Source organism: Bacillus sp. NEB1478 (genome assembly GCF_031582965.1).
Taxonomy (GTDB): domain Bacteria; phylum Bacillota; class Bacilli; order Bacillales; family Fictibacillaceae; genus Fictibacillus.
Window position 1 is genome coordinate 3,799,849 of sequence record NZ_CP134049.1, and the last position, 22,749, is coordinate 3,822,597.

The window sequence follows — 22,749 nt, forward strand, 5'->3', positions numbered from 1 at the left end:
AATTTTGTCCAACTTTTTCACATTTTATACGTCTAAACATGAGTAAAAAACGTTGATTTATCAACGTTTTTTCGCTTACCACGAAAAATAAGCAGGAAAATGCGAATCCATTGGCATTTTATAATACTATCATACGGTTTTTATCAAGTCAAACTTTTATTGCGCGTAAAATATAATAACCTTTTTTCTTAGCAATGGTTTCGACTGACCCGAACAATCCCTCTATTTTTTCTATTGCAGATGGTGCACCTTGCTTCTTTTGTATAACTACCCAAAGTTCACCGCCAACACGAAGTTTGCCATACGCTTCTTCAAAAATCTGATGAACGACCGCTTTACCCGCACGGATAGGCGGATTCGTTATAACAGCAGCAAAGTCACGATCCTGCACTTCAGAAAAGAGATAGCTTTTTTTAATTTTTACATTATAGATTTTGTTTTGCTGCGCATTCCATTTCGATAACTCGACAGCACGTTCATTAATGTCCACCATTTGAACGATACGTTCAGGTTCTTCTTTTGCCAGGGTTAGACCGATCGGGCCATAACCGCAACCTACATCTATATAGTCACCAGTTACTTCTGGCGCAATAAAAGATTCTATTAAAACGCGGCTCCCAAAATCAACTTCTTTTTTCGAAAAGACACCAGCATCTGTGGTGAATCGAAACTTATTGCCCTTTAATTCGAACTCCCAGGCTTCCCTCTTGCTTTGTGTACCTGGCGTTTCAGAATAATAATGATTTTTCATGACTCTAAACTCTCCTTACCTTCTGATAAAGACAGTATTCCCAGTTGTAAGAGCAAAACAAACAAAAAGGTCCGCCATCGGGCGAACCTTTCCAATTGGATTACTTAACTTCAACAGAAGCTCCAACTTCTTCAAGTTTAGCTTTGATTTCTTCAGCTTCTTCTTTAGCTACGCCTTCTTTAACTGGCTTTGGAGCACCGTCAACAAGTTCTTTCGCTTCTTTAAGTCCAAGACCTGTAAGTTCACGAACAACTTTGATAACTTTAATTTTTGAAGCTCCACCGCTTGTAAGAATTACGTCGAATTCAGTTTGTTCAGCAGCAGCGTCTCCACCAGCAGCTCCACCAGCAGCAGCTACAGGAGCAGCAGCAGTTACACCAAACTCTTCTTCGATTGCTTTAACTAGGTCGTTAAGCTCTAAAACAGTCATTGTTTTTAGGCTTTCAATGATTTGTTCTTTAGACATTATAATTTCCTCCTTAAGGAATGTAAGTTATTGGTTGAAGATAAGACTTAAGCGCCTTGCTCTTCTTTTTGTTCAGCAACAGCCTTAGTAGCCAATGCAAAGTTTCGGATAGGTGCTTGAAGCACGCTGAGTACCATAGAAAGAAGACCTTCTCTTGATGGAAGTTCAGCAAGAGCTTTCACTTCTTCTTTAGAAGCGATGCGTCCTTCGATTACACCAGCTTTGATTTCAAGCGCTTCGTTTTTCTTCGCAAAGTCGTTAAGGATTTTAGCAGGAGCTACTACGTCTTCATTAGAGAATGCGATCGCTGTAGGTCCAGTTAAATGCTCTGATAATTCGTTTAGGTTATTAGCTTCAGCAGCGCGAGTTACCATTGAATTTTTGTAAACTTTGAACTCAATGCCAGCTTCACGTAATTGCTTACGAAGTTCAGTAACCTGTGCAACAGTAAGTCCACGGTAATCAACAACGATTGTTGATTGGCTCTGTTGTAATTTCTCGGAGATCGTAGATACTAATTGCTTTTTTGTTTCTAAAATGCCGCTCATTATTACACCTCCTGTAAAATGATTGCATCACCGCAGGTTTTGTTCAAAACAAAGCCCCCATCGTCATAGACAATGGAGGCGTGAGTATCTAAAAGTCATAAGTAACATACTAATGAGCTTATCGATGCTTCACCTCGGCAGGAATATTTAAGCCTGTTGGCTCCTGCTGTCTACGGCATTCATCCGATGCATTTGTGTTTAACAGTATATAATATAACGGGACAAAACCCGTTTGTCAACTATCTTTTTACAGAGAATGAAGATGGATTAACTTTGATCCCAGGTCCCATAGTTGAAGAAATAGCTACGTTCTTCATGTAAGTTCCTTTTGCAGCAGCAGGTTTAACTTTTAACAATGTTTCGATGATTGTTGAAAGGTTTTCTGCAAGCTTCTCAGCTTCGAAAGATACTTTACCGATTGGAACGTGAACGTTACCTGTTTTATCAACACGGTATTCTACTTTACCAGCTTTAATTTCGTTAATCGCTCTTTCTACTTCAAATGTAACTGTTCCTGTTTTAGGGTTAGGCATTAAACCTTTTGGTCCTAATACACGTCCAAGTTTACCAACTTCAGCCATCATGTCTGGAGTTGCAACGATTACGTCGAACTCAAACCAGCCTTGTTGGATTTTGTTGATGTAGTCAGAATCTCCAACGTGATCTGCTCCAGCAGCTTCTGCTTCTTTTGCTTTTTCACCTTTAGCGAAAACTAATACACGTTGAGTTTTACCAGTTCCGTTTGGAAGCACTACTGCTCCACGAACTTGCTGGTCAGCTTTCTTAGTGTCTACACCAAGACGAACTGCTACTTCTACAGACTCATCGAACTTTGCAGGTGCAGCTTTTTTAACTAGCTCAATTGCTTCTGCAAGCTCATATGCTTTTGTGCGGTCTACTAATTTAGCCGCTTCTTGGTACTTCTTACCTTTGTTTGCCATTGTAAATGTCCTCCTTATGTGGTTTAGCGGATATTCCTCCCACTTATTACGCTTATTCAAGCGCAATCAAACGCTTTGCATGAATAAAGGTTGCGAACCGTATGTACGGCAGGATCTCATCCATTTACTCGCAACCTAATAAACATCAGGCATGGAATTAGTCTTCGATAACAATTCCCATGCTGCGCGCTGTACCTTCAACCATACGCATAGCAGATTCAACGCTAGCTGCGTTTAGATCTGGCATTTTTGTTTCTGCAATTTCGCGAACTTTATCACGTTTTACAGTCGCAACTTTCTTTTTGTTCGGCTCACCTGAACCTGACTCGATTCCCGCAGCTTTCTTTAAAAGAACAGCAGCCGGAGGAGTTTTAGTGATGAATGTAAATGAACGGTCTTCGAAAACCGTGATTTCTACCGGAATGATTAAACCAGCTTGATCAGCAGTACGAGCGTTGAATTCTTTACAGAATCCCATGATGTTTACCCCAGCTTGTCCTAGTGCAGGTCCAACTGGCGGTGCCGGGTTTGCTTTACCAGCAGGGATTTGCAATTTCACCATTTTAATAACCTTTTTAGCCACGCGACACACCTCCTTAAGTCCGTGATGTGGTATTATGGGCCGAAACCCTCCCACTCATAAATTACGCTTCCCCCGCTAAACGAGAAGAAGCAGATGTTTAGAAATATCAAACATAAAAAATTCTATCACCTTTTTAAAGTGATTACAAGTGTTTTTCCATTATAACTTGCTAACTTGAGTAAACTCTAACTCTACAGGCGTCTCACGGCCAAACATGTTGACGTGAACTTTCAGCTTGCGTTTAGTAGCGTCAATCTCTTCAATCGTTCCTACAAAGTCTGCAAACGGACCTTCTTTTACCTTTACAGATTCCTTGATTTCGAAATCAACTTCAACGCGAGGAGCTTCCATGCCCATACCCTTAAGAATATGATCAACTTCATCAGGCAAAAGTGCTGTTGGTTTTGAACCAGCACCCGCTGAACCGACAAACCCTGTAACTCCAGGAGTATTTCGGACAACGTACCATGAATCATCTGTCATAATCATTTCCGTCAGAACGTAACCAGGGAATACTTTTTTCATGCTTGTTTTGGTTTTGCCGTTCTTAGTCTCGGTTTCTTCCTCGACAGGAACAAGCACACGGAAAATCTTATCTGACATACCCATAGATTCTACACGTTTTTCCAAGTTTGTTTTTACTTTATTTTCATATCCTGAATAGGTATGAACTACGTACCAATTTTTTTCCATACGACGGGACCCGTGTCCTTTCCCTCCTAAAATGGATATTACTCTAGCATTCTATCCAAAAGAAGCTATATCTAATCTACTTTAAAATCAATTCAACTAATTGTGAAATCCCTAGATCCACAATCCAGAAGAATAATGCCATTACCAATACAGTCGCCAAAACAACTCCCGTATATCGGAATAGTTCTTTGCGTTTTGGCCAGCTAACCCGCTTCATCTCTTTATTTACATCAGACAGAAATTTAGCTGGTGACTTTTTTGTCTTTTCTGCAACGTCCGCCATCTTAATAAACCCCCATGCATCTAATTCATTAAAACATTTATAAAAAAGCTTTTATTGCTTACTTGGTTTCTTGGTGAATGGTATGAGCATTGCAATAACTGCAAAACTTTTTAACCTCGACTCGTTCTGGATTGTTTTGCTGGTTCTTCATCGTTGTATAGTTCCGTTTAGAGCATTGTTTACAGGCTAAAAATACTTTTTTTCTCATGCTAAATAAACACCTTTCGCGCGACAAACCCACTCATCCACGTTACAATGTTACTTTTAAAACCTTAACATAGGGGTATACGCTTGTCAATAAAGGGAAAAAGCCTCAATTGGTCTTTGAAATTGTTTAATCTGTTACTTTTGAATCAAGTTTATGCGCTCTTTCTTGATTTTCAAATTTAGCAAAATGATTCTCAGCAAAAAATACGCTAATACTAAGCTTTATTCGGACAGTATCTCAGTGGAAAACAATCGAATAAGTTAAGCAAATTAATAGTAGGCGTATTTCTATTGCAGAAAAATGAATGAATTTAAGCACTTTAATCAAAAACAAGCGCTAAAAACAGTGATTTTAAGTAATTCCATTGGAAAATTAAGCGTAGCAGGTAAATCTAGGTGCTCTACGCAGCATTCTAAAGAGCAATTCATATCCTTGGACCTACTAATTCAACGAAAAATCATCATATTCTCACGGATTTTTAGATAATTCGACGAAAATGGAGCATAATTCAACGAAAATGAGCAATATATCGACGAGTCGACACCACTCGAGGGAAATCGACATCCTACAACATACGCTAATACATAAAAAAAATCAGGAGAAAATAGTTTCCCCCTGATTGTAACCACTTTCATTTGTAAGCAAAAAAATTAGGAAGTTATTTCCCTTAACTCTAAATATCTCTCTAATTTTCGTTTCACTCGCTGCAGCGCGTTGTCAATTGATTTTACGTGCCGATCGAGATCTACTGAAATTTCCTGATACGATCTTCCATCGAGATACAGCATAAGTACTTTTCGTTCCAAGTCACTCAATATTTCTCCCATTTTCACTTCTATATCATCAAATTCTTCCTGATTGATGATAAGTTCTTCGGGATCTGTAACCTTTGTGCCGCATATGACGTCCATAAGTGTCCGGTCTGATTCTTCATCATATATAGGCTTGTCCAAAGACACATAAGAATTGAGCGGAATATGCTTTTGTCTAGTAGCCGTTTTGATAGCGGTAATCATTTGCCTTGTGATGCACAATTCGGCAAAAGCTTTAAAGGATGACAGCTTGTCCTCTTTAAAATCGCGAATCGCTTTATACAGCCCGATCATACCTTCTTGAATAATATCCTCTCGGTCAGCACCGATCAGAAAATATGACCTTGCTTTGGCACGAACAAAATTCTTGTACTTGTTGATTAAATACTCCAGTGCTGCGCTGTCTCCCTCATGAACCAGTTCCACAAGGCTTTCATCTTCCATTAGCTCGTAATCGATTACTGATAGTTCCTTGAGATCTATGTTCACGACAATCCCCCCGACCAGGTTTTTACCGGCAAAATATAGAAATATTATACTTCATATTTCACAAAAGCGTCAACATTCCTTATTTTTGACCTCTTCTCCATCTTTCAAATATTTCGGCAATTTCGTTAGATAGCGGGATCGATGAATTATTTTGTTTTCTTTTACGTTCTCCGACAGACACGTGGATCTGCTTTTGAATCTCGTCCATTTCGTTCTTCAATTCTCGCGCAGATTTTCTCAGTGCACCTTTTCCGAATATCTGCCACTGCTCGGTTGAATCTGATGTGGCAACGTAGATACGGGTTTCGATAGATTTCAACTCTCCAACTAACCGTTCAATCCGTTCATCCGCTGTTTCATTTTCCCGTGTGAATATGACATCCACCCGGTAATTTTTTGTTTTTTTCTCTATTCCGGGAGACAGATGGGCATCAAACACTACAATGACTTCATAACCTGTAGATCCCTGATATTCTGCCATATACTCAATCAGCAATTCCCTTGCTTTAGCGAAATCGGAATTTTTCAAGCCTCTGAGCTCCGGCCAAGCGCCAATGATGTTGTACCCGTCAACAATCAAATAATGGCGTATTTTCATTTTTTAAATTCAAGCGGATGGCGGTTGCGGTATACCTCATACATTAAAAGACTTGCAGCAACTGATGCATTCAAAGATGTAACTTTACCTACCATTGGCAGCTGGACTAGAAAATCACACGTTTCTGAAACGAGTCTTCCCATCCCTTTTCCTTCACTGCCGATTACAAGACCTAATGGCATGTCCCATTTCGCAGCGCGGTAATCTTCCTTGCCTTTCATATCCGCTCCCGCAAACCACATACCTCGCTCTTTTAATTCGTTCATCGTTTGCACGAGATTCGTAACGCGAACAACAGGCATATACTCAATCGCTCCTGTAGAAGCCTTAGCCACAGTCGCTGTCAGACCTACTGACCGTCTTTTAGGGATGATAACACCATGAGCCCCGACTGCATCAGCTGTACGGATAATCGATCCTAAGTTATGCGGATCTTCTAGTTCATCAAGTATAATGAAAAACGGCTCTTCTCCGCGTTCTTCAGCTACCTTAAACAAGTCATCAATGTCAGCATAGCTGTATGCAGCAACACCCGCTACGACTCCTTGATGGTTTCCTCCGCCACTCAATGAATCGAGCTTTTGCTTTGGAACATACTGAACAAGTACATTCTGTTTTTTAGCCATGGAGACGATCGTGCTGACCGGCCCCTTCTGAGAACCTTCACCTACAAAAATTTTATTAATATCACGGCCGGAGCGCAGTACCTCCAATACCGGATTTCTGCCAATAATAAGTTCTTGTTCTTCATTCGTTTTTTCACTCATTTTCAGCCTTCCCCCTCTCTCTTCTTGTTGTTAAGTATTCTTTTCATGATTACTTCTAATCGATCATGTTCGTTTAACAAATACAAATATCCCAAAATCGCTTCAAAGCTAGTAGCGTGCCTGTATGTTTGGACGTCCGTATTTTTCGGGACAGTCCCTTGGTTAGCGTTGCGGCCCCTTTTGATAACAGCCACTTCTGTTTCCGTAAAAAAGTCTTCTTCAAGCAACTGAATTACTATGCCCGCCTGAGCTTTTGCAGAAACAATTTTAGTTGCTGACGTATGAAGCTTATTCGGCTTCACTTGCCCGCTTCGAATTAAATGTTCGCGAACAAATTGCTCCATAACAGCATCACCCATATAGGCAAGTGTCGTTCCATTCAATTGTTTGAAATCTCCATCAGATAATGTCATTTACTTTTCCCTTTTCCAGCGTACGCCTTGTGCAGTATCTTCTAAAATAATGTTCTGTTCTTTCAATAAGTCACGAATTTCATCGGCACGCGCAAAATTCTTGTCTTTACGGGCTTGGTTTCGTTCTTCAATAAGAGCTTCAATCTGCTGGTCTAGTAGCTCTTCTTCCCTTTTCAACACGATTCCTAACACACCAGCTAATTCGTCAAAAAGCTGAATAAAGCTTACGATTAAATCTTTGGACGTATTTTTTTCCTGCAAGTAAACATTTGCTTCTCTTGAAAAATCAAATAAAATCGAGATCGCATTAGCTGTATTGAAATCATCATCCATCGCTTCAATGAACTTAGCTCTCGCATCGTCCACTATTGCTGACCATTTATCCGTATCTTCAGCTAGATCTGCTGTAACCGTTAAGCGGTGCTTTAAATTTTCATAAGCTGTTTTTATTCTGTTTAAGCTTGTTTCGGCAGACTCCAGCAGTTCCTGGCTGAAATTGATTGGGTTGCGGTAATGTACACTCAGCATAAAGAATCGAAGTACTTGTGCATCAATCTGTTTTAAAAGATCATGTACCAGAACAAAGTTCCCCAGTGATTTGGACATTTTTTCATTATCAATATTAATATACCCATTATGCATCCAATATTTAGCCATCGGCTTTTCATTCAATGCTTCAGATTGAGCAATTTCATTTTCATGATGCGGAAACGCTAAATCCTGGCCGCCCCCATGAATATCAAATGAATCACCCAAATATTTTTTAGCCATCGCCGAACACTCGATGTGCCAGCCCGGACGCCCTTTGCCCCAAGGACTCTCCCAATAGATCTCCCCTTCTTTCGCTGCTTTCCAAAGAGCAAAGTCTAATGGATCTTCTTTCTTTTCCCCGACTTCAATTCTTGCTCCTGATTTTAAATCATCGATGGATTGGTGGGACAGCTTGCCGTAACCATTGAAAGAACGAGTCTTATAATAAACATCTCCAGCTGCTTCATAAGCAAATCCTTTTTTGATCAGGTTTTCAATAAAACTGATAATTTCTGGCATCGTTTCCGTTACACGGGGGTGTGCATCTGCTTTTTTAACACCTAAAGCGCACGTATCATCGTGGTAAGCTCGAATAAACTTTTCGGCAATCGTTGGAACATCGCTCCCCATTTCCTTCGCTGCTTTAATCATTTTATCGTCAACATCTGTAAAGTTAGAGATAAATTTCACATCGTATCCTCTATACTCCAGGTATCTTCTTACCGTATCGAAAACAATCGGCGGCCTTCCGTTGCCGATATGAATATAATTGTAGACGGTCGGACCGCAAACGTACATTTTTACTTTTCCTTCTTCGAGCGGAACAAAAGATTCCTTTTGACGTGTCAGCGTGTTATAAATCACGATACTCATCTAAACTTCACTCCCTTTTTTCAGTTTTTCCATCTCTTCACTTAATTTTTTCATTTCAAGCTGCAATTCTCTAAATTTATCTGATACCGGATCTGGCAAATCACGGTGATCGAGTTCACAACCCACTTTAACTCCATCTTTAATGACGACTCTGCCCGGAATTCCGACCACTGTCGCATTCGGTGGAACATTTTGCAGGACAACTGATCCCGCTCCTACTTTAGAATTCTTACCGATTGTTAACGAACCAAGAACTTTAGCTCCTGTTGCCACTAAAACGTGATCTTCCAGTGTCGGGTGCCTTTTTCCTTTTTCTTTACCTGTACCTCCAAGTGTTACCCCTTGATAAATGGTCACATCATTCCCGATGATACACGTCTCGCCAATCACTACTCCCATTCCGTGATCAATGAAAAAACGTCTTCCGATCTGGGCTCCAGGATGAATTTCAATCCCGGTAAAAAAACGGCTGATTTGTGATATCACGCGAGCTAAGAAAAACCAGTTACGCTTAAATACTCTATGAGCTATTCTGTGTGCCCAAACTGCATGTAATCCCGAATACGTTAAAATGACTTCAAGTGAACTTCTAGCGGCTGGATCTTTTTCAAAAACAACCCGTATGTCTTCTCTCATCCTAGAAAACATGTTTCCCAACCTCCTTGTATTAAAATAAAAGCTGTTTTCGCAATCATTGTTGTTCTTGAAAGCTGTTGATCTCCGTTTCAGGTTGCTCGCTTTCCGCGGGGCAGGCGGTGAGCCACATTCGGACGTTTCACTTTTAAGTGTCTCACCTCTCTAGCTGCAGCGGTTAGCCCCTCGAGGTCAAAAGTTTAATGGTCCTGAAGGCAAAAAGCGCCTTCTTAGCCCATTCCACTTTTGCTTGTCAGGGCTGACCAAACCGCTTCCGCTTTTCGGACTGCCCGCCTGTCCCGCAGGAGTCACGCACCTTACACTCCAATCAACTTTTCTATGATGAGAATGAACAAAACAAGCCAAAAGCAACAACCTTTTGAAAACATTATTAAGAAAAGAGCTAAATAAAAAACGCCCCTGTGCCAATTGACACAGAGACGCTTGTATTAGACGCGGTCCCACTCTGTTTAACAGATACTTATTAAAGAATGGTATATCTGTTCCCTTTAACTCCATAACGGGGAGAATCCGCCCGTGCCTACTTAACGTTCAGCATGAGACTCCGAGGGGCACTTCAGCAGGCATTTTCATAAACCACTTTCAGCCGGTGATGGTTCTCTCTATTAAGAAAAGGCGCCTAGCCTACTTTCCTCATCTACGTTTTGATTCACATTTTTAAGTTTCTTTTACTATATTATAATCTTTGCAAAATGTGTACTTTTATTACTTGCTAATTTTCGATAATACGTTATTTAGACGTTTTACAATTACTTCTTTACCTAACAACGCAACAGCAGCTGGTAAATCCGGACCGTGTGTCTGACCTGTTGTAGCTACACGGATCGGCATAAACAAGTTTTTTCCTTTTTGACCTGTTTCTTTTTGAACAGCTTTCATCATCGCTTTAATATCTTCCGCTTCAAATGATTCACTGTCTTCAACCTGACTTAAGAAACTAGCCATAACTGCAGGCACACCTTCACCTTGCAGAACTTCTACCGCTTCTCCTTCATACTCGATCTCTTCTTTGAAGAAAAGCTCTGTCAGATCAACAATCTCAGCACCATAGCTCATCTTTTCAAGATGAAGGGCTACAAGTTTTGTTACCCACTCTTGTTCTTCAGGAGTCGGATTTTCTGCAATTCTGCCCGCTTTTATTAGGTGAGGCATACACAATTCAACAATTCTTTCAGGATCTTGCTGTTTCATATACTGGTTGTTCAGCCAAGTCAACTTTTGTGTATCAAAAACAGCAGGCGCTTTAGATAAACGGCTAGCATCAAAGATTTTAATAAACTCTTCGCGGCTGAAGATTTCTTCTTCTCCGCCCGGCGACCATCCTAAGAGCGCGATAAAATTGAATAATGCTTCGGGTAAATATCCTAAATCTTTATACTGCTCGATAAATTGAACAATTGATTCATCACGCTTGCTTAATTTCTTTCGGTTTTCGTTCACAATAAGAGTCGTGTGGCCGAATTTAGGGTGTTCGAAACCTAGAGCGTCATAAATCAATAATTGTTTAGGCGTGTTTGAAATATGGTCGTCTCCACGCAGTACGTGAGAAATCGCCATCTCGTGATCATCAATAACAACAGCGTAATTATACGTAGGGATACCGTCTTTCTTTACGATTACAAAATCGCCGAATCCACTGGATTCAAAAGAAACTTCGCCTTTTACCATATCATCGAACGTGATTGTGCGATCCTGAGGCACTAAGAAACGGATATTCGGCTTACGTCCTTCTGCTTCCAAAGCAGCACGGTCTTCATCTGTTAAATGGCGGCAATGTCCGTCATAAACAGGTGTATCTCCTTTTGCCATCTGCTCTTCACGGGAAGCTTCCAACTCTTCTTCCGTACAATAACATTTGTAAGCAAGACCTTTTGTAAGAAGTTCATCTGTATATTTTTGATAAAGATCCAAACGTTCCATTTGGCGGTACGGTCCGTATTCCCCGCCGATATCTACACTTTCATCCCAATCCATTCCAAGCCATTTAAGATGGTTTAACTGACTTTCTTCTCCACCTTGAATGTTGCGCTTTTGGTCTGTATCTTCAATTCGAATAATAAATTTTCCGCCCAAATGACGAGCAAATAAATAATTAAAAAGAGCTGCACGTGCATTACCAATATGTAAATGCCCTGTCGGACTTGGTGCATATCGAACCCTAACTTCGGTTGTCATTCTGCTTCACCTCTATGTTTGATTTATGCTGTTTGCGTAAACTTTGATGCATTGAAAGAAGTTAATTTCGCTCTTAGTGACTCGCTTTCCGCAGGGCGTGCGGTGAGCCACATTCGTACGTCACTTTTAAGTGTCTCACCTGTCACGCTGATCCTGCAGGAGTCTCGCCACCCCTCCAATTAACTTTTCAATGAAGAATTTCTCAAAAATATCTCTAAAGCAACAATCTTTTAAAAAGACTGTTTTCGTAACCGTTGTAGCTCTTGAAAGTAGTTGATTTCCGTTTCAGGTTGCTCGCTTTCCGCGGGGCAGGCGGTGAGCCACATTCGTACGTTTCACTTTTAAGTGTCTCACCAGCCCGCCTGTCCCGCAGGAGTCTCGCACCTTACCCTCCAATCAACTAGTCAATGAAGGGTATCCACAAACCAACACAACAATCAATTAAAAACCAGCCTTAAAAGATAGTCTTATTTTATGAATGAAAGCCTTATTTTTCAATTAAAACAACGGCCTGTGCTGCTATGCCTTCTTCGCGTCCAGGGAATCCAAGTTTCTCTGTCGTAGTTGCTTTTACATTGATCTGTTCTGTTGAAACATCAAAAATACGGGCAATGACAGCACGCATCTCTTCAATGTACGGCAGCATTTTAGGCTTTTGTGCGATGATGGTACAATCTACATTTCCTAAACGATATCCTTTATTCTCGACAAGTTTCCAAGAATCAAGCAATAAACGTTTCGAATCTGCACCTTTATAGGCAGGGTCTGTATCCGGAAAATGTTTGCCGATATCTCCTTCACCCGCTGCACCTAGCAATGCATCCGTAACTGCATGCAAAAGAACGTCCGCATCTGAATGGCCTAATAGACCTTTTTCATAAGGAATCGTCACTCCTCCAATAATTAACGGTCTGCCTTCACTAAACGCATGTACATCAAAACCTTGTCCGATACGCATCATGCTTTTCCCCCCTGTCTTTCTACAAGAATCGCTTGTCCAAACAACAAGTCATCAGACGTAGTTAATTTTATATTATGATAGTCTCCCATTACAATAGCCACGTTTTCTCCAATTCGTTCCACAAGACTTGCATCATCCGTTCCGACCCACTTTTCATCTGCCGCTTGTTCATGCGCCTGTTTTACAATAGAAAGACGAAAAGCTTGCGGGGTTTGAACAGCCCACAAGCTGGATCGGTCGATCGTTTCTTCCACTTGGTTCTCAACGACTCGTTTCACGGTATCCTTTAAAGGAACCGCTAAAACAGCAGATCCAGTCTCTGCCGCAATTTTAACAAGCTGCCCAATATGATGCTCTGTTATGAAAGGACGAGCAGCGTCATGTATAAGGACCAGTCCGCAATCTTCCGGAACTTTTTTTAATCCCTCAAAAACACTGTGCTGCCGCTCGCTTCCACCTGGAACGATTTCACGCACTTTTGTATATTGGAATGTCTGTACAAATTCATTCATCTGTTTCAGTTCCTGTTCACTGCCAACAAGAATAACGCCTTTGCAATTTGGATCCTTTTCAAAGACATCCAGTGTATAGGCGAGCACCGGTCTGCCCAAAAGTTCGATCCACTGTTTCGAAATCCCGGCATTCATCCGCTTACCTTGTCCAGCAGCAGGAATGACTGTCCAATAATTCACGTGCTTTCCCCACCGTTCGTTACAATGCTTTTTCTAACAACTTTTTTTTAGCAAAAATCATCCGCCCTGCAGATGTTTGAAGTACAGAAGTCACGACTACATCTATCGTTTTTCCGATATAATCTCGTCCATCTTCTACGACGATCATTGTGCCGTCATCCAGATATCCGACACCTTGATTTTGCTCTTTCCCATCTTTTATCACTTGCACGACCAGTTCTTCACCGGGAAGAACGACTGGTTTTACCGCATTGGCAAGATCATTAATGTTCAGAACGGCAACATTTTGCAGTTCGCACACCTTGTTTAAATTAAAGTCATTGGTTACAACTACACCCGTTAAAAGCTGAGCCAGTTTAACAAGCTTGCTGTCCACCTCGGTTACTTCTTCAAAATCGCCTTCATAGATTTCAACTTTCATAGAAAGCTCTTTTTGAATACGATTTAAGATATCCAGACCACGACGCCCTCTGTTGCGCTTCAACACATCGGAAGAATCAGCAATATACTGCAATTCTTCCAGCACGAAGCGAGGAATAATGAGCGGTCCTTCTAAGAAACCGGTTTGGCAGATATCTGCAACCCGTCCATCAATAATAACACTAGTATCAAGAATCTTGTAGATTCCTCTTGGTTTTTCAGTTTCCGTTTCTTTCTTCCGTTCTTTATTCCCGCGGTTTAATGAGAATAGCTGAATCAATTCATCTCTCTTTTTAAATCCGACTTGAAACCCTAAGTAGCCCAGTAAAAAAGTAATAAAGATTGGTAAGATCGAACTGACGACCACAATGTCCATACTGTTAAGCGGAGACTGAATCAAAAAGGCAACGATAAGCCCGATTATCAATCCCATTGTTCCTGACAGTAAATCAGTCGCAGGAGCTTTTACAACTGTTTCTTCCGCCCACCGAATTAATCCTACTACGTAATCAGAAAGCCAAAATGTAGATAAAAATAGAATAAGTGCACCAATAACCGCTCCAACATATGGGGATGTAACTTGATTCGGTAAATCACCTAGATTCAGTACACGAATTAAATCTGGAATATAAAGATAGCCAAGCATGCCCCCAATGACTATGAAAAACAATTGAACAATTCTTTTTAGCATGCCTTATTCACCTCCCCTAATCATTATTTACAAAATAACGGTAATAGAAACGTATAAATTCCGAAAAAATTTAACTAAATATGCCGATCGACAAACAATTGTTCTTGAATCCGTTTTAAGCCTTCTTTTACTTTCCTTGCACGAATTTCACCGATTCCTTCTACTTCGTCTAATTCGTCGATAGATGCACGCAATATGTGCGGGAGATTTTCAAATGCATCTGTTAAGTTTTCGATAATTACAGCAGGCAGTCTCGGAATCTTGGCAAGTATACGGTACCCGCGCGGATGAATCGTCTCATCTTGTATATTCATACCGGCTGAAAAGCCTAAAAGTTTCATAATTACTGATTCATCAAATAATTCTTCACTCGAAAGCTTATTTAACTGTCGAAGAATTGCAAAAGGATCGCTGTTACTGTCCTTCATGTAATCTTTGATTAATAGCAAAGCTTCTTCTTCGATATTGGAAACGAGTTCTTCCATCTGGATCCGAATCAGCCTTCCTTCAACACCAAGTTCATTAACATATTTAATGATCTCATTTTTTATGCGTAAAACCATTTCAATTCGGTGAATAACTTGTGTAACTTCCTGGAAAGTCACCAATTCTTCAAATTCCAAGGCACCTAGATTCGTAACACTTTGATCAAACACCACTTTATATTTTTCCAGTGTTTGTATCGCTTGGTTCGCTTTCGTCAAGATCACACCTATTTCTTTCAATGAATAACGAATCATTCCTTGATAGAGAGTAATTACATTTCGGCGCTGTGAGATGGAGACTACCAGGTTCCCCGTCTGACGTGCAACACGCTCGGCTGTACGGTGCCGGATCCCTGTTTCTGTTGATGGGATAACTGTATCCGGAATAAGCTGTGTATTTGCAAATAGTATTTTTGTTGCTTCCTCATTTAATATAATTGCTCCATCCATCTTTGCCAGCTCATAGAGTGATGCGGGTGAGTATTTACAGTTTATCGAAAAACCCCCATCGACAATTTCTTTAATCTTATCGTTGAAACCAACAACAATCAGTCCGCCAGTTTTTGCTCGTAAAACGTTGTCGATCCCTTCCCGAAGCGGTGTTCCGGGGGCTACGAGCTGCAGCATCTGGCTAATGATCGCTTCTTTAATCGCATGATCCATATGCTTTACCCTCCTAACGCTGCTTGTAATGCCTCATAAACAGTGGATACGCCGAGAACTTCAATTCCCTTTGGCACAGTCCATCCACCTATATTTTTTTCAGGTATAATAGCACGCGTAAATCCTAACTTTGCTGCCTCATGTACCCTTTGATCAATACGTGAGACTCTTCTAACTTCTCCTGTTAGACCGATTTCTCCGATCATAACATCTGTTGGTTTTGTCGGAACATCTCTGAAACTCGATGCAATGCTCACTGCTATCGCTAAGTCTATAGCCGGTTCATCAAGTCTTACTCCACCTGCCACATTCAAATAAGCATCCTGATTTTGAAGAAGTAAGCCTACCCTTTTCTCCAGAACTGCCATCAATAGTGAAACTCGGTTATGTTCAATACCTGTTGCCATTCTTCTAGGGTTTCCGAAGCTGGTAGGGGAGATAAGTGCCTGAAGTTCGACAAGCATTGGGCGTGTGCCTTCTAATGATGCCACAACGGTAGATCCCGCTGCTCCTTTTGATCGTTCTTCTAAAAAAATTTCAGAAGGATTTAAAACTTCATCAAGTCCTTCTTCTTTCATTTCAAATACACCGATTTCATTCGTTGACCCGAATCGGTTTTTAACAGCCCTTAAAATACGAAAAGTATGATGACGTTCCCCTTCAAAATATAAAACAGCATCCACCATGTGCTCTAAAAGGCGAGGACCTGCAATCGCTCCTTCTTTAGTAACATGTCCGACTATAAAAATAGCAATACCTTTCGTCTTTGCCATCCGCATAAGATGTGATGTACATTCTCTTACTTGGGAAACACTGCCAGGAGCTGAAGTTACTTCTGAACGATAAACCGTTTGAATGGAGTCAATAATCATGACAGATGGCCTAATATCATCCATCGCCTGCTCGATCAGCTCCATATCTGTTTCTGCCAATACATATAAATCTTTTGCTGCTATATCAAGTCTGTCTGCTCTTAACTTCGTTTGCTTAACTGATTCCTCACCTGATATGTAGAGAACGCGTTCTCCTTTTTGAGCGAGCTGAGCTGAAGTTTGCAGAAGAAGCGTTGATTTCCCTATCCCGGGATCGCCGCCAACTAAAACTAAAGAACCTGGAACGATTCCGCCGCCTAGCACCCGGTTGAACTCTTGATAGTTTGTTGGAATCCGAGGTTCCTGTTCACTTTTCACTTCCACTATGGATTGTGGCTTTTGCTTGATTGCTGAATTGCCGGAACTTAATCCTCTAACACTTTTTTCAGGACGGATCGTTTCCTCGACCATCGTATTCCACGCCTGACATCCTGGACATTTCCCCATCCATTTAGGAGATTCATAACCGCAATCCTGGCAAAGAAAGATTGATTTTACTTTCGCCATTTCAAAACTCCTCTTCCAAACTTTACACCATAAAAAACAACTATATTTAAAAAATGTAATCTTTTATATATCTAATTGCTAAAGGTAGTAAATATAATAATTATCTCACTAATATCATAACATAAAAGCTAACAACTCTTTCCATTTTAGACTCTGCGAATAAAGGCGAAACTAAGGAATTATTTCGACAAAAACCCGGAGGACATGACTGCCTTCCGGGTTTCTTTTTTACACCGTTTCTACTACAAAATCATTCTGCTCTACATCAATTTTAACGGTTTGACCCTTATTGATGTTTCCTCTAAGCAGCTCTTCTGATAGACGGTCTTCAATTTTTCGCTGAAGTGCTCTACGAAGCGGCCGTGCTCCGTAGTCTGGATCATATCCTTCTTCCGTAATCTTCTCTAACGCTGCCTGCGTTAATTCAATATCGATTCCTTGATCGCTTAAGCGTTTTTTCAATGCGTCAGACATTAAGCTGACAATCTTGAGAAGATGTTCTTTTTCAAGAGAGTGGAACACGATAATCTCGTCAATACGGTTAAGGAACTCAGGACGGAAAGCTCTCTTAAGCTCATCCATTACCTTTGTTTTCATATCATTGTATTTTTGGTTTAGATCATTTACTGCAAATCCTAATGAACGGTTACGTTTGAGCGTGCTCGCACCAACGTTTGATGTCATGATAACAACCGTGTTTCTGAAATCGACTGTACGCCCTTTAGAATCAGTCAAACGACCATCTTCAAGCACTTGAAGCAGGATGTTGAATACTTCTGGATGCGCTTTTTCAATCTCGTCGAGCAAAATAACGGAATACGGTTTTCTTCTTACTTTTTCCGTTAACTGGCCGCCTTCTTCGTGGCCAACATAACCTGGAGGCGAACCTACTAAGCGGGAAGTCGTATGCTTCTCCATGTACTCGGACATATCGATACGGATAATCGCGTCTTCATCACCGAACAATGTTTCAGCTACTGCTCTTGCAAGTTCTGTTTTACCAACACCTGTTGGTCCTAAGAAAATAAAGGAACCAATCGGACGTTTCGGATCTTTCAAACCTGCGCGAGCTCGGCGGATCGCTTTCGAAATTGCCGTAACAGCTTCAGCCTGACCGATCACACGGTCATGAAGAATTTCTTCCATTTTCAACAGACGTTCTGTTTCCTCTTCAGCTAGCTTTGAAACAGGAACTCCCGTCCAAGATGACACCACTTGTGCGATATCTTCCGGTGTAACTTCTGTATTTTCTTTTCCTTGTTTCTCTTTCCAAACATCTTTTGTTTTTTCCAGTTCCTCACGTAAACGCTGTTCAGAATCGCGCAGTGATGCGGCTTTTTCAAACTCCTGGCTTTGAACAGCTGCGTCTTTTTCTTTGCGGACTTCTTCCAGTTTCTGCTCCAGTTCCTTCAAGTTTGGCGGAGCTGTATATGAACGAAGACGTACTTTTGAAGCTGCTTCATCAATTAAATCGATCGCTTTATCCGGCAGGAACCGGTCTGAAATATAGCGGTCTGATAATTGGACAGATGCTTCGATTGCATCGTCAGTAATTGTTACGCGATGGTGAGCTTCATATCGATCGCGAAGACCTTGCAGGATTTGAATACTTTCATCCTTTGTTGGTTCATTTACAGTGATCGGCTGGAAACGGCGCTCTAACGCTGCATCTTTTTCGATATATTTTCTGTATTCATCAAGTGTTGTCGCACCGATACATTGAAGTTCTCCGCGAGCCAATGCTGGTTTTAAAATATTAGAGGCATCGATCGCACCTTCTGCTCCACCTGCACCGATCAATGTATGAAGTTCATCAATGAAAAGAATAATATTACCAGCCTGGCGAATTTCATCCATCACTTTTTTCAGACGGTCTTCGAATTCACCTCTATATTTTGTACCCGCAACTACCGTTCCCATATCTAGTGTCATAACTCGCTTATCGCGAAGTGTTTCAGGAACTTCGTTGTTGATAATCTGCTGTGCCAACCCTTCTGCTATCGCTGTTTTACCTACGCCTGGCTCACCGATTAAAACCGGATTATTTTTCGTACGGCGGCTAAGCACTTCGATTACACGCTGAATTTCTTTAGCACGGCCGATTACTGGATCCAATGAACCATCACGCGCAATTGCCGTTAGATCTCTTGCAAGGCTGTCTAATGTCGGAGTATTCGCACTAGCAGATGAACCACGGTGGCTGGAAGAAGATTCATTGCTTCCTAGCAGCTGAAGAACCTGCTGGCGAGCTTTGTTCAAGCTTACGCCAAGATTATTCAATACTCGAGCTGCAACTCCTTCACCCTCACGAATGAGCCCTAATAAAATATGCTCTGTTCCAACATAGGAATGTCCTAGCTTACGAGCTTCATCCATGGAAAGTTCAATAACTTTCTTAGCCCTTGGTGTATAATGAATCGTCTGAACAGCTTCCTGTCCACGTCCGATTAGCGTTTCCACTTCCTTTTGAATCTTTTCAGGTCCTAATCCTAAGACTTGAAGCGCTTTGGCAGCAATCCCTTCGCCTTCCCTGATCAATCCTAATAAGATGTGTTCTGTTCCCACGTTGTTATGGCCTAACCGAATTGCTTCTTCCTGCGCTAATGCCAATACTTTTTGAGCACGTTCTGTAAAACGACCAAACATCATACTCTTCACGCTCCTTATCGGTTTTCCAATTTTATTCTTTCTCTGATTAAACTAGCTCTTCTAATGTCTCGTTCATCTGGGTTTAGGACTTCTCCTGCGTATTGTTGCAGAAAACCTGGTTGTGTAAGTATCATTAGTTCATTTAAGATCGTCTTGGAAATGCCCTGAAAAATTTCTAAATCGATTCCAAGCCGCACATCAGATAAACATTTGGCTGCTTCTTTCGATTGTATGATCCGGCTATTCTCCAGCGTTCCTAATGAACGGTATAACTTATCTTCAAGCTGTAATTTCAAACCATCCTGCAGCTGCTGCCTTGCAGCTCGTTCTTGCTGAATAACTTGCATGACAACACCAGCGAGATCTTCTATTATATCCTCTTCCGACTTGCCCAGTGTCATCTGATTTGAAATTTGAAAAATGTTTCCCTGTGCTTCTGTTCCCTCTCCGTATATCCCTCTTACAGCTAAACCTAATTGGTTTATTGCAGGAATAATACGGCTTATTTTTTTTGTAAGAACCAGTGCGGGCAGATGCATCATAACTGATGCACGAAGACCGGTGCCAACGTTGGTTGGACAGCTTGTTAAGTACCCCCGGGCCTCATCAAAAGCGTAGTCTGCATGTTCCTCGATTATGTTATCCATCTCATTTGCTCTTTGAAGCATTTCCTCCAGCTGAAGTCCTGGTGCAAGGCATTGGATCCGAATATGGTCTTCTTCATTAACCATGATGCTGACGGATTCATCATCATTCATTAATACTGCACCATACTTTGCTTGTTCGGCTAAATTTGGGCTAATTAGATGTTTCTCAACAAGTACCCTTTTTTCGAGCGGTTTTAACTCTTCCATCATCAGCATTTCCAAATTTTCAGTTTCACTAACCTCATTTTTCTCATTTATGCATTTAGAAATTTCATCAATAACTTGATGTGCTGATTCTTTATCAGCTGCTATTGGGAAAACAAATTGCTGCAGATTTCTCGCGAGCCGGACACGGCTGCTAAGAACAATGTCTGACTCAGGACCCTCTCTTTTCATCCAGGGACTAATCGCGTCTCTGATAAAACGTTCCAAGGACATAGTCTACGTATCCCTCCCCTGCTGAAGGCGCTGCTCAATCTGCCTGATCTCATCTCTTGTTTCGGCAGCCTTTTCAAATTCCTCATTTAATATATACTGCTGCATAGCTTGCTTTAATTGCTGAAGCTGCTTTTTTTCGTGAATACTGTTTCCTGCTCGTTTAGGTATTTTTCCGGCATGCAATGTATTACCGCCATGAACCCTTTTGAAAATAGGATTTAATCTGGATTCAAAAGCTTTATAACAATGATCACATCCAAATCTCCCAATTTTCGCAAACTGATAGTAACTCATTCCGCATTTATCACAAGCGAGTGTCGGAGGAATGAAGTTAGATGACGGCGTGTTCGGAACATGTCCATCACCGTGTAAAAGACCAGAAAGCAACTGGTGGATTGAAAATGAATTCGAGCCTGGCAGGATTTCTCCTTTTTCTTTAGCACAATGTTCACATATATGAAATTCGGTTTTCTCGCCATTAATTATCTTTGTAAAATGCAATGAAGCTTCTCTCTCATGGCACTCTTCACAAATCATTCTTCTCCCTCCTTTTATATAGAATGAAAAAAAGGGCTATCTGGTTCGATATTTTAAAGTTTTTATCATTGCTTTTAAAAGTTCTGCACGTAATTCATCTCTGTCTGGAAGATTAAGTCTAAGTATAGAGCGATCCATAACACTAAGCATAAGCCTTGCTTCACGCTCTTTCACGATGTCTTCTTCCAGCAATCTCTTAATTACATTTTCTGCGTTGCCTTGTGATATCCTTTCACCAATTAAAATCGTTAATTGGTCAATTAAATGAGCGGAGCTTTCCGTACGGACTTTCATGATCCGTATGTATCCGCCCCCACCTCTTTTACTTTCCACGATAAAGCCTTTTTCAACCGTAAATCTTGTATTAATTACATAGTTAATTTGAGAAGGTACGCACTGAAACCTTTCAGCAATATCTGTCCGTTTAATTTCAATAGACATATCATTAGTACCTGAAAGAATTTGTTTTAAATAATTTTCAATAACGTCCGAAATATTTCTCATTTCCCCTCCCCCTTCTGACTTTGACTAACTTTGACTATAGATATATTATAGCCTGTGAAAATAATAAAATGCAAATAATCTCATGTGACCATTATTACCCCTTCCAGCCGCCTCTAACCTGTATGATTCTGTCGAAAATCGGAGTAATGACTATGGCAGAGAATGGCGTAGCGATTTTGAAGTGAAAATGAAGTGAATTTGATGCGAGTTTGAAGCGAGTTTGAATGCGAATTTTGTTGAATCATGTCGGTTCGTGGTTAAATTCAAATTTACGTGGATATAACGGTGTTTTTCGTGGAATTATGATCCCTGACTGGTGGAATTATTGGCGATTACCGTGGAATTATGGAGTGGCGGGCGCGCTTTTAGGGATTTGTGAAGAGGTGTTTTTATAAGGTTGGAAGATGGAAGGGTCCATCTTCTTCCTTTTTGGTCTTATTTTTTAACGTTTTTTTGCTTTTTTGACCGGAATTTACTTATAAAGAGGAAAAAGAAGATGGATATCTTCAACCATCTTCCTCGTTTTGGTTCACTTTTTGGCTCTATGCTTAATAATCCCACAATTTGCTTTGACAATCTCACACTTTTTGGATCAAATCCCACAGTTTTTCATGAGATACTCGCGAACCAACATCAATCGACAAAAAGAGAAGATGGATCTTGGCTATCTTCTACCATTTCAAAACAAAAAAAGAAGATGGATTTTCATCCATCTTCCTCATTTGCTCAGCGACGTCCTACTCTAACAGGGGGAGACCCCCAACTACCATCGGCGCTGAAGAGCTTAACTTCCGTGTTCGGTATGGGAACGGGTGTGACCTCTTCGCCATCATCACTGAACCTATCATGACGTTAACCATGATTTATTGGGTTTGAGAGTATGTTCTCTCAAAACTAG

At 40.9% G+C, this 22,749-nt stretch carries 24 protein-coding genes, 1 rRNA gene and 2 other annotated features; all 25 genes read right to left on the reverse strand.

The window, feature by feature from the left end; all coding sequences use genetic code 11:
- Positions 1–148: 148 nt before the first annotated feature.
- Positions 149–751 (reverse strand): class I SAM-dependent methyltransferase, encoded by a 603-nt coding sequence (locus RGB74_RS19395; RefSeq protein WP_310760856.1) that lies wholly within the window; start codon positions 749–751, stop codon positions 149–151.
- A 100-nt stretch (positions 752–851) separates the two neighbouring features.
- A complete protein-coding gene (gene rplL, locus RGB74_RS19400; RefSeq protein ID WP_310262352.1) occupies positions 852–1,217 on the reverse strand; it encodes a 50S ribosomal protein L7/L12 in 366 nt (121 codons plus the stop codon).
- Between the two features lie 47 nt (positions 1,218–1,264).
- Positions 1,265–1,765, reverse strand: a complete 501-nt coding sequence (rplJ, locus tag RGB74_RS19405; RefSeq protein ID WP_310760857.1) for a 50S ribosomal protein L10 — start codon at positions 1,763–1,765, stop codon at positions 1,265–1,267.
- Between the two features lie 38 nt (positions 1,766–1,803).
- Positions 1,804–1,959 (reverse strand) — a sequence feature (ribosomal protein L10 leader region).
- Between the two features lie 45 nt (positions 1,960–2,004).
- Entirely contained in the window at positions 2,005–2,706 is a 702-nt protein-coding gene (gene rplA, locus RGB74_RS19410; protein ID WP_310262358.1) for a 50S ribosomal protein L1, read from the reverse strand.
- 157 nt (positions 2,707–2,863) lie between these two features.
- Complete coding sequence (rplK, locus tag RGB74_RS19415; RefSeq protein WP_310262361.1) at positions 2,864–3,289, reverse strand: 50S ribosomal protein L11; 426 nt, start codon at positions 3,287–3,289, stop codon at positions 2,864–2,866.
- 159 nt (positions 3,290–3,448) lie between these two features.
- Positions 3,449–3,982: a transcription termination/antitermination protein NusG gene (gene nusG / locus RGB74_RS19420; RefSeq protein ID WP_310262364.1), complete on the reverse strand. Its 534-nt coding sequence runs from the start codon at positions 3,980–3,982 to the stop codon at positions 3,449–3,451.
- Between the two features lie 76 nt (positions 3,983–4,058).
- Entirely contained in the window at positions 4,059–4,265 is a 207-nt protein-coding gene (gene secE, locus RGB74_RS19425) for a preprotein translocase subunit SecE (RefSeq protein ID WP_310760858.1), read from the reverse strand.
- Between the two features lie 58 nt (positions 4,266–4,323).
- Positions 4,324–4,473, reverse strand: a complete 150-nt coding sequence (gene rpmG, locus RGB74_RS19430) for a 50S ribosomal protein L33 (protein ID WP_077365486.1) — start codon at positions 4,471–4,473, stop codon at positions 4,324–4,326.
- A 650-nt stretch (positions 4,474–5,123) separates the two neighbouring features.
- Entirely contained in the window at positions 5,124–5,774 is a 651-nt protein-coding gene (gene sigH, locus RGB74_RS19435; RefSeq protein WP_310262372.1) for an RNA polymerase sporulation sigma factor SigH, read from the reverse strand.
- A gap of 79 nt (positions 5,775–5,853) precedes the next feature.
- Positions 5,854–6,372: an NYN domain-containing protein gene (locus tag RGB74_RS19440; protein WP_310760859.1), complete on the reverse strand. Its 519-nt coding sequence runs from the start codon at positions 6,370–6,372 to the stop codon at positions 5,854–5,856.
- A complete protein-coding gene (gene rlmB / locus RGB74_RS19445; protein WP_310760860.1) occupies positions 6,369–7,139 on the reverse strand; it encodes a 23S rRNA (guanosine(2251)-2'-O)-methyltransferase RlmB in 771 nt (256 codons plus the stop codon). Before rlmB ends, RGB74_RS19440 begins: the two co-directional genes overlap by 4 nt.
- Before the next feature lie 2 nt (positions 7,140–7,141).
- Complete coding sequence (locus tag RGB74_RS19450; protein WP_310760861.1) at positions 7,142–7,552, reverse strand: Mini-ribonuclease 3; 411 nt, start codon at positions 7,550–7,552, stop codon at positions 7,142–7,144.
- Positions 7,553–8,956, reverse strand: a complete 1,404-nt coding sequence (cysS, locus tag RGB74_RS19455; protein WP_310760862.1) for a cysteine--tRNA ligase — start codon at positions 8,954–8,956, stop codon at positions 7,553–7,555.
- Positions 8,957–9,604 (reverse strand): serine O-acetyltransferase, encoded by a 648-nt coding sequence (cysE, locus tag RGB74_RS19460; RefSeq protein ID WP_310760863.1) that lies wholly within the window; start codon positions 9,602–9,604, stop codon positions 8,957–8,959.
- A gap of 418 nt (positions 9,605–10,022) precedes the next feature.
- Positions 10,023–10,259: a binding site (T-box leader), on the reverse strand.
- A 56-nt stretch (positions 10,260–10,315) separates the two neighbouring features.
- The gene (gene gltX / locus RGB74_RS19465; RefSeq protein WP_310760864.1) at positions 10,316–11,785 is read right to left on the reverse strand and encodes a glutamate--tRNA ligase; all 1,470 of its coding nucleotides are present in this window, start codon (positions 11,783–11,785) and stop codon (positions 10,316–10,318) included.
- Between the two features lie 487 nt (positions 11,786–12,272).
- Positions 12,273–12,746 carry a 2-C-methyl-D-erythritol 2,4-cyclodiphosphate synthase gene (gene ispF / locus RGB74_RS19470; protein WP_310760865.1) on the reverse strand — a complete coding sequence of 158 codons (474 nt, stop codon included), beginning with the start codon at positions 12,744–12,746 and terminating at the stop codon, positions 12,273–12,275.
- Complete coding sequence (ispD, locus tag RGB74_RS19475) at positions 12,743–13,438, reverse strand: 2-C-methyl-D-erythritol 4-phosphate cytidylyltransferase (protein ID WP_310760866.1); 696 nt, start codon at positions 13,436–13,438, stop codon at positions 12,743–12,745. The genes ispF and ispD overlap by 4 nt, the downstream gene beginning before the upstream one ends.
- A 19-nt stretch (positions 13,439–13,457) precedes the next feature.
- Positions 13,458–14,549, reverse strand: a complete 1,092-nt coding sequence (locus tag RGB74_RS19480; RefSeq protein ID WP_310760867.1) for a PIN/TRAM domain-containing protein — start codon at positions 14,547–14,549, stop codon at positions 13,458–13,460.
- 74 nt (positions 14,550–14,623) lie between these two features.
- Positions 14,624–15,697 carry a DNA integrity scanning diadenylate cyclase DisA gene (disA, locus tag RGB74_RS19485; RefSeq protein WP_310760868.1) on the reverse strand — a complete coding sequence of 358 codons (1,074 nt, stop codon included), beginning with the start codon at positions 15,695–15,697 and terminating at the stop codon, positions 14,624–14,626.
- Between the two features lie 5 nt (positions 15,698–15,702).
- A complete protein-coding gene (gene radA / locus RGB74_RS19490) occupies positions 15,703–17,076 on the reverse strand; it encodes a DNA repair protein RadA (RefSeq protein WP_310760869.1) in 1,374 nt (457 codons plus the stop codon).
- 228 nt (positions 17,077–17,304) lie between these two features.
- Positions 17,305–19,725, reverse strand: a complete 2,421-nt coding sequence (gene clpC, locus RGB74_RS19495) for an ATP-dependent protease ATP-binding subunit ClpC (RefSeq protein WP_310760870.1) — start codon at positions 19,723–19,725, stop codon at positions 17,305–17,307.
- A 14-nt stretch (positions 19,726–19,739) separates the two neighbouring features.
- Positions 19,740–20,810, reverse strand: coding sequence for a protein-arginine kinase McsB (locus RGB74_RS19500; protein WP_310760871.1), 1,071 nt, complete (start codon positions 20,808–20,810; stop codon positions 19,740–19,742).
- Positions 20,811–20,813: 3 nt separating this feature from the next.
- A complete protein-coding gene (locus RGB74_RS19505) occupies positions 20,814–21,347 on the reverse strand; it encodes a protein-arginine kinase activator protein McsA (protein ID WP_310760872.1) in 534 nt (177 codons plus the stop codon).
- A gap of 36 nt (positions 21,348–21,383) precedes the next feature.
- The gene (locus RGB74_RS19510) at positions 21,384–21,851 is read right to left on the reverse strand and encodes a CtsR family transcriptional regulator (protein ID WP_310760873.1); all 468 of its coding nucleotides are present in this window, start codon (positions 21,849–21,851) and stop codon (positions 21,384–21,386) included.
- A gap of 724 nt (positions 21,852–22,575) precedes the next feature.
- Positions 22,576–22,691 (reverse strand): 5S ribosomal RNA (gene rrf, locus RGB74_RS19515).
- Positions 22,692–22,749: the final 58 nt, after the last annotated feature.

What these genes read in the sequence shown, in the direction of transcription:
- rplA (WP_310262358.1), bottom strand. Translation starts at nt 2,706, where the DNA reads ATGGCAAACAAAGGTAAGAAGTACCAAGAAGCGGCTAAATTAGTAGAC.
- RGB74_RS19440 (WP_310760859.1), bottom strand. Translation starts at nt 6,372, where the DNA reads ATGAAAATACGCCATTATTTGATTGTTGACGGGTACAACATCATTGGC.
- RGB74_RS19395 (WP_310760856.1), bottom strand. Translation starts at nt 751, where the DNA reads ATGAAAAATCATTATTATTCTGAAACGCCAGGTACACAAAGCAAGAGG.
- radA (WP_310760869.1), bottom strand. Translation starts at nt 17,076, where the DNA reads ATGGCGAAAGTAAAATCAATCTTTCTTTGCCAGGATTGCGGTTATGAA.
- disA (WP_310760868.1), bottom strand. Translation starts at nt 15,697, where the DNA reads ATGGATCATGCGATTAAAGAAGCGATCATTAGCCAGATGCTGCAGCTC.
- rlmB (WP_310760860.1), bottom strand. Translation starts at nt 7,139, where the DNA reads ATGAGTGAAAAAACGAATGAAGAACAAGAACTTATTATTGGCAGAAAT.
- ispF (WP_310760865.1), bottom strand. Translation starts at nt 12,746, where the DNA reads ATGATGCGTATCGGACAAGGTTTTGATGTACATGCGTTTAGTGAAGGC.
- nusG (WP_310262364.1), bottom strand. Translation starts at nt 3,982, where the DNA reads ATGGAAAAAAATTGGTACGTAGTTCATACCTATTCAGGATATGAAAAT.
- RGB74_RS19510 (WP_310760873.1), bottom strand. Translation starts at nt 21,851, where the DNA reads ATGAGAAATATTTCGGACGTTATTGAAAATTATTTAAAACAAATTCTT.
- RGB74_RS19480 (WP_310760867.1), bottom strand. Translation starts at nt 14,549, where the DNA reads ATGCTAAAAAGAATTGTTCAATTGTTTTTCATAGTCATTGGGGGCATG.
- RGB74_RS19505 (WP_310760872.1), bottom strand. Translation starts at nt 21,347, where the DNA reads ATGATTTGTGAAGAGTGCCATGAGAGAGAAGCTTCATTGCATTTTACA.
- secE (WP_310760858.1), bottom strand. Translation starts at nt 4,265, where the DNA reads ATGGCGGACGTTGCAGAAAAGACAAAAAAGTCACCAGCTAAATTTCTG.
- clpC (WP_310760870.1), bottom strand. Translation starts at nt 19,725, where the DNA reads ATGATGTTTGGTCGTTTTACAGAACGTGCTCAAAAAGTATTGGCATTA.
- cysS (WP_310760862.1), bottom strand. Translation starts at nt 8,956, where the DNA reads ATGAGTATCGTGATTTATAACACGCTGACACGTCAAAAGGAATCTTTT.
- RGB74_RS19500 (WP_310760871.1), bottom strand. Translation starts at nt 20,810, where the DNA reads ATGTCCTTGGAACGTTTTATCAGAGACGCGATTAGTCCCTGGATGAAA.
- cysE (WP_310760863.1), bottom strand. Translation starts at nt 9,604, where the DNA reads ATGTTTTCTAGGATGAGAGAAGACATACGGGTTGTTTTTGAAAAAGAT.
- gltX (WP_310760864.1), bottom strand. Translation starts at nt 11,785, where the DNA reads ATGACAACCGAAGTTAGGGTTCGATATGCACCAAGTCCGACAGGGCAT.
- rplL (WP_310262352.1), bottom strand. Translation starts at nt 1,217, where the DNA reads ATGTCTAAAGAACAAATCATTGAAAGCCTAAAAACAATGACTGTTTTA.
- rpmG (WP_077365486.1), bottom strand. Translation starts at nt 4,473, where the DNA reads ATGAGAAAAAAAGTATTTTTAGCCTGTAAACAATGCTCTAAACGGAAC.
- rplJ (WP_310760857.1), bottom strand. Translation starts at nt 1,765, where the DNA reads ATGAGCGGCATTTTAGAAACAAAAAAGCAATTAGTATCTACGATCTCC.
- RGB74_RS19450 (WP_310760861.1), bottom strand. Translation starts at nt 7,552, where the DNA reads ATGACATTATCTGATGGAGATTTCAAACAATTGAATGGAACGACACTT.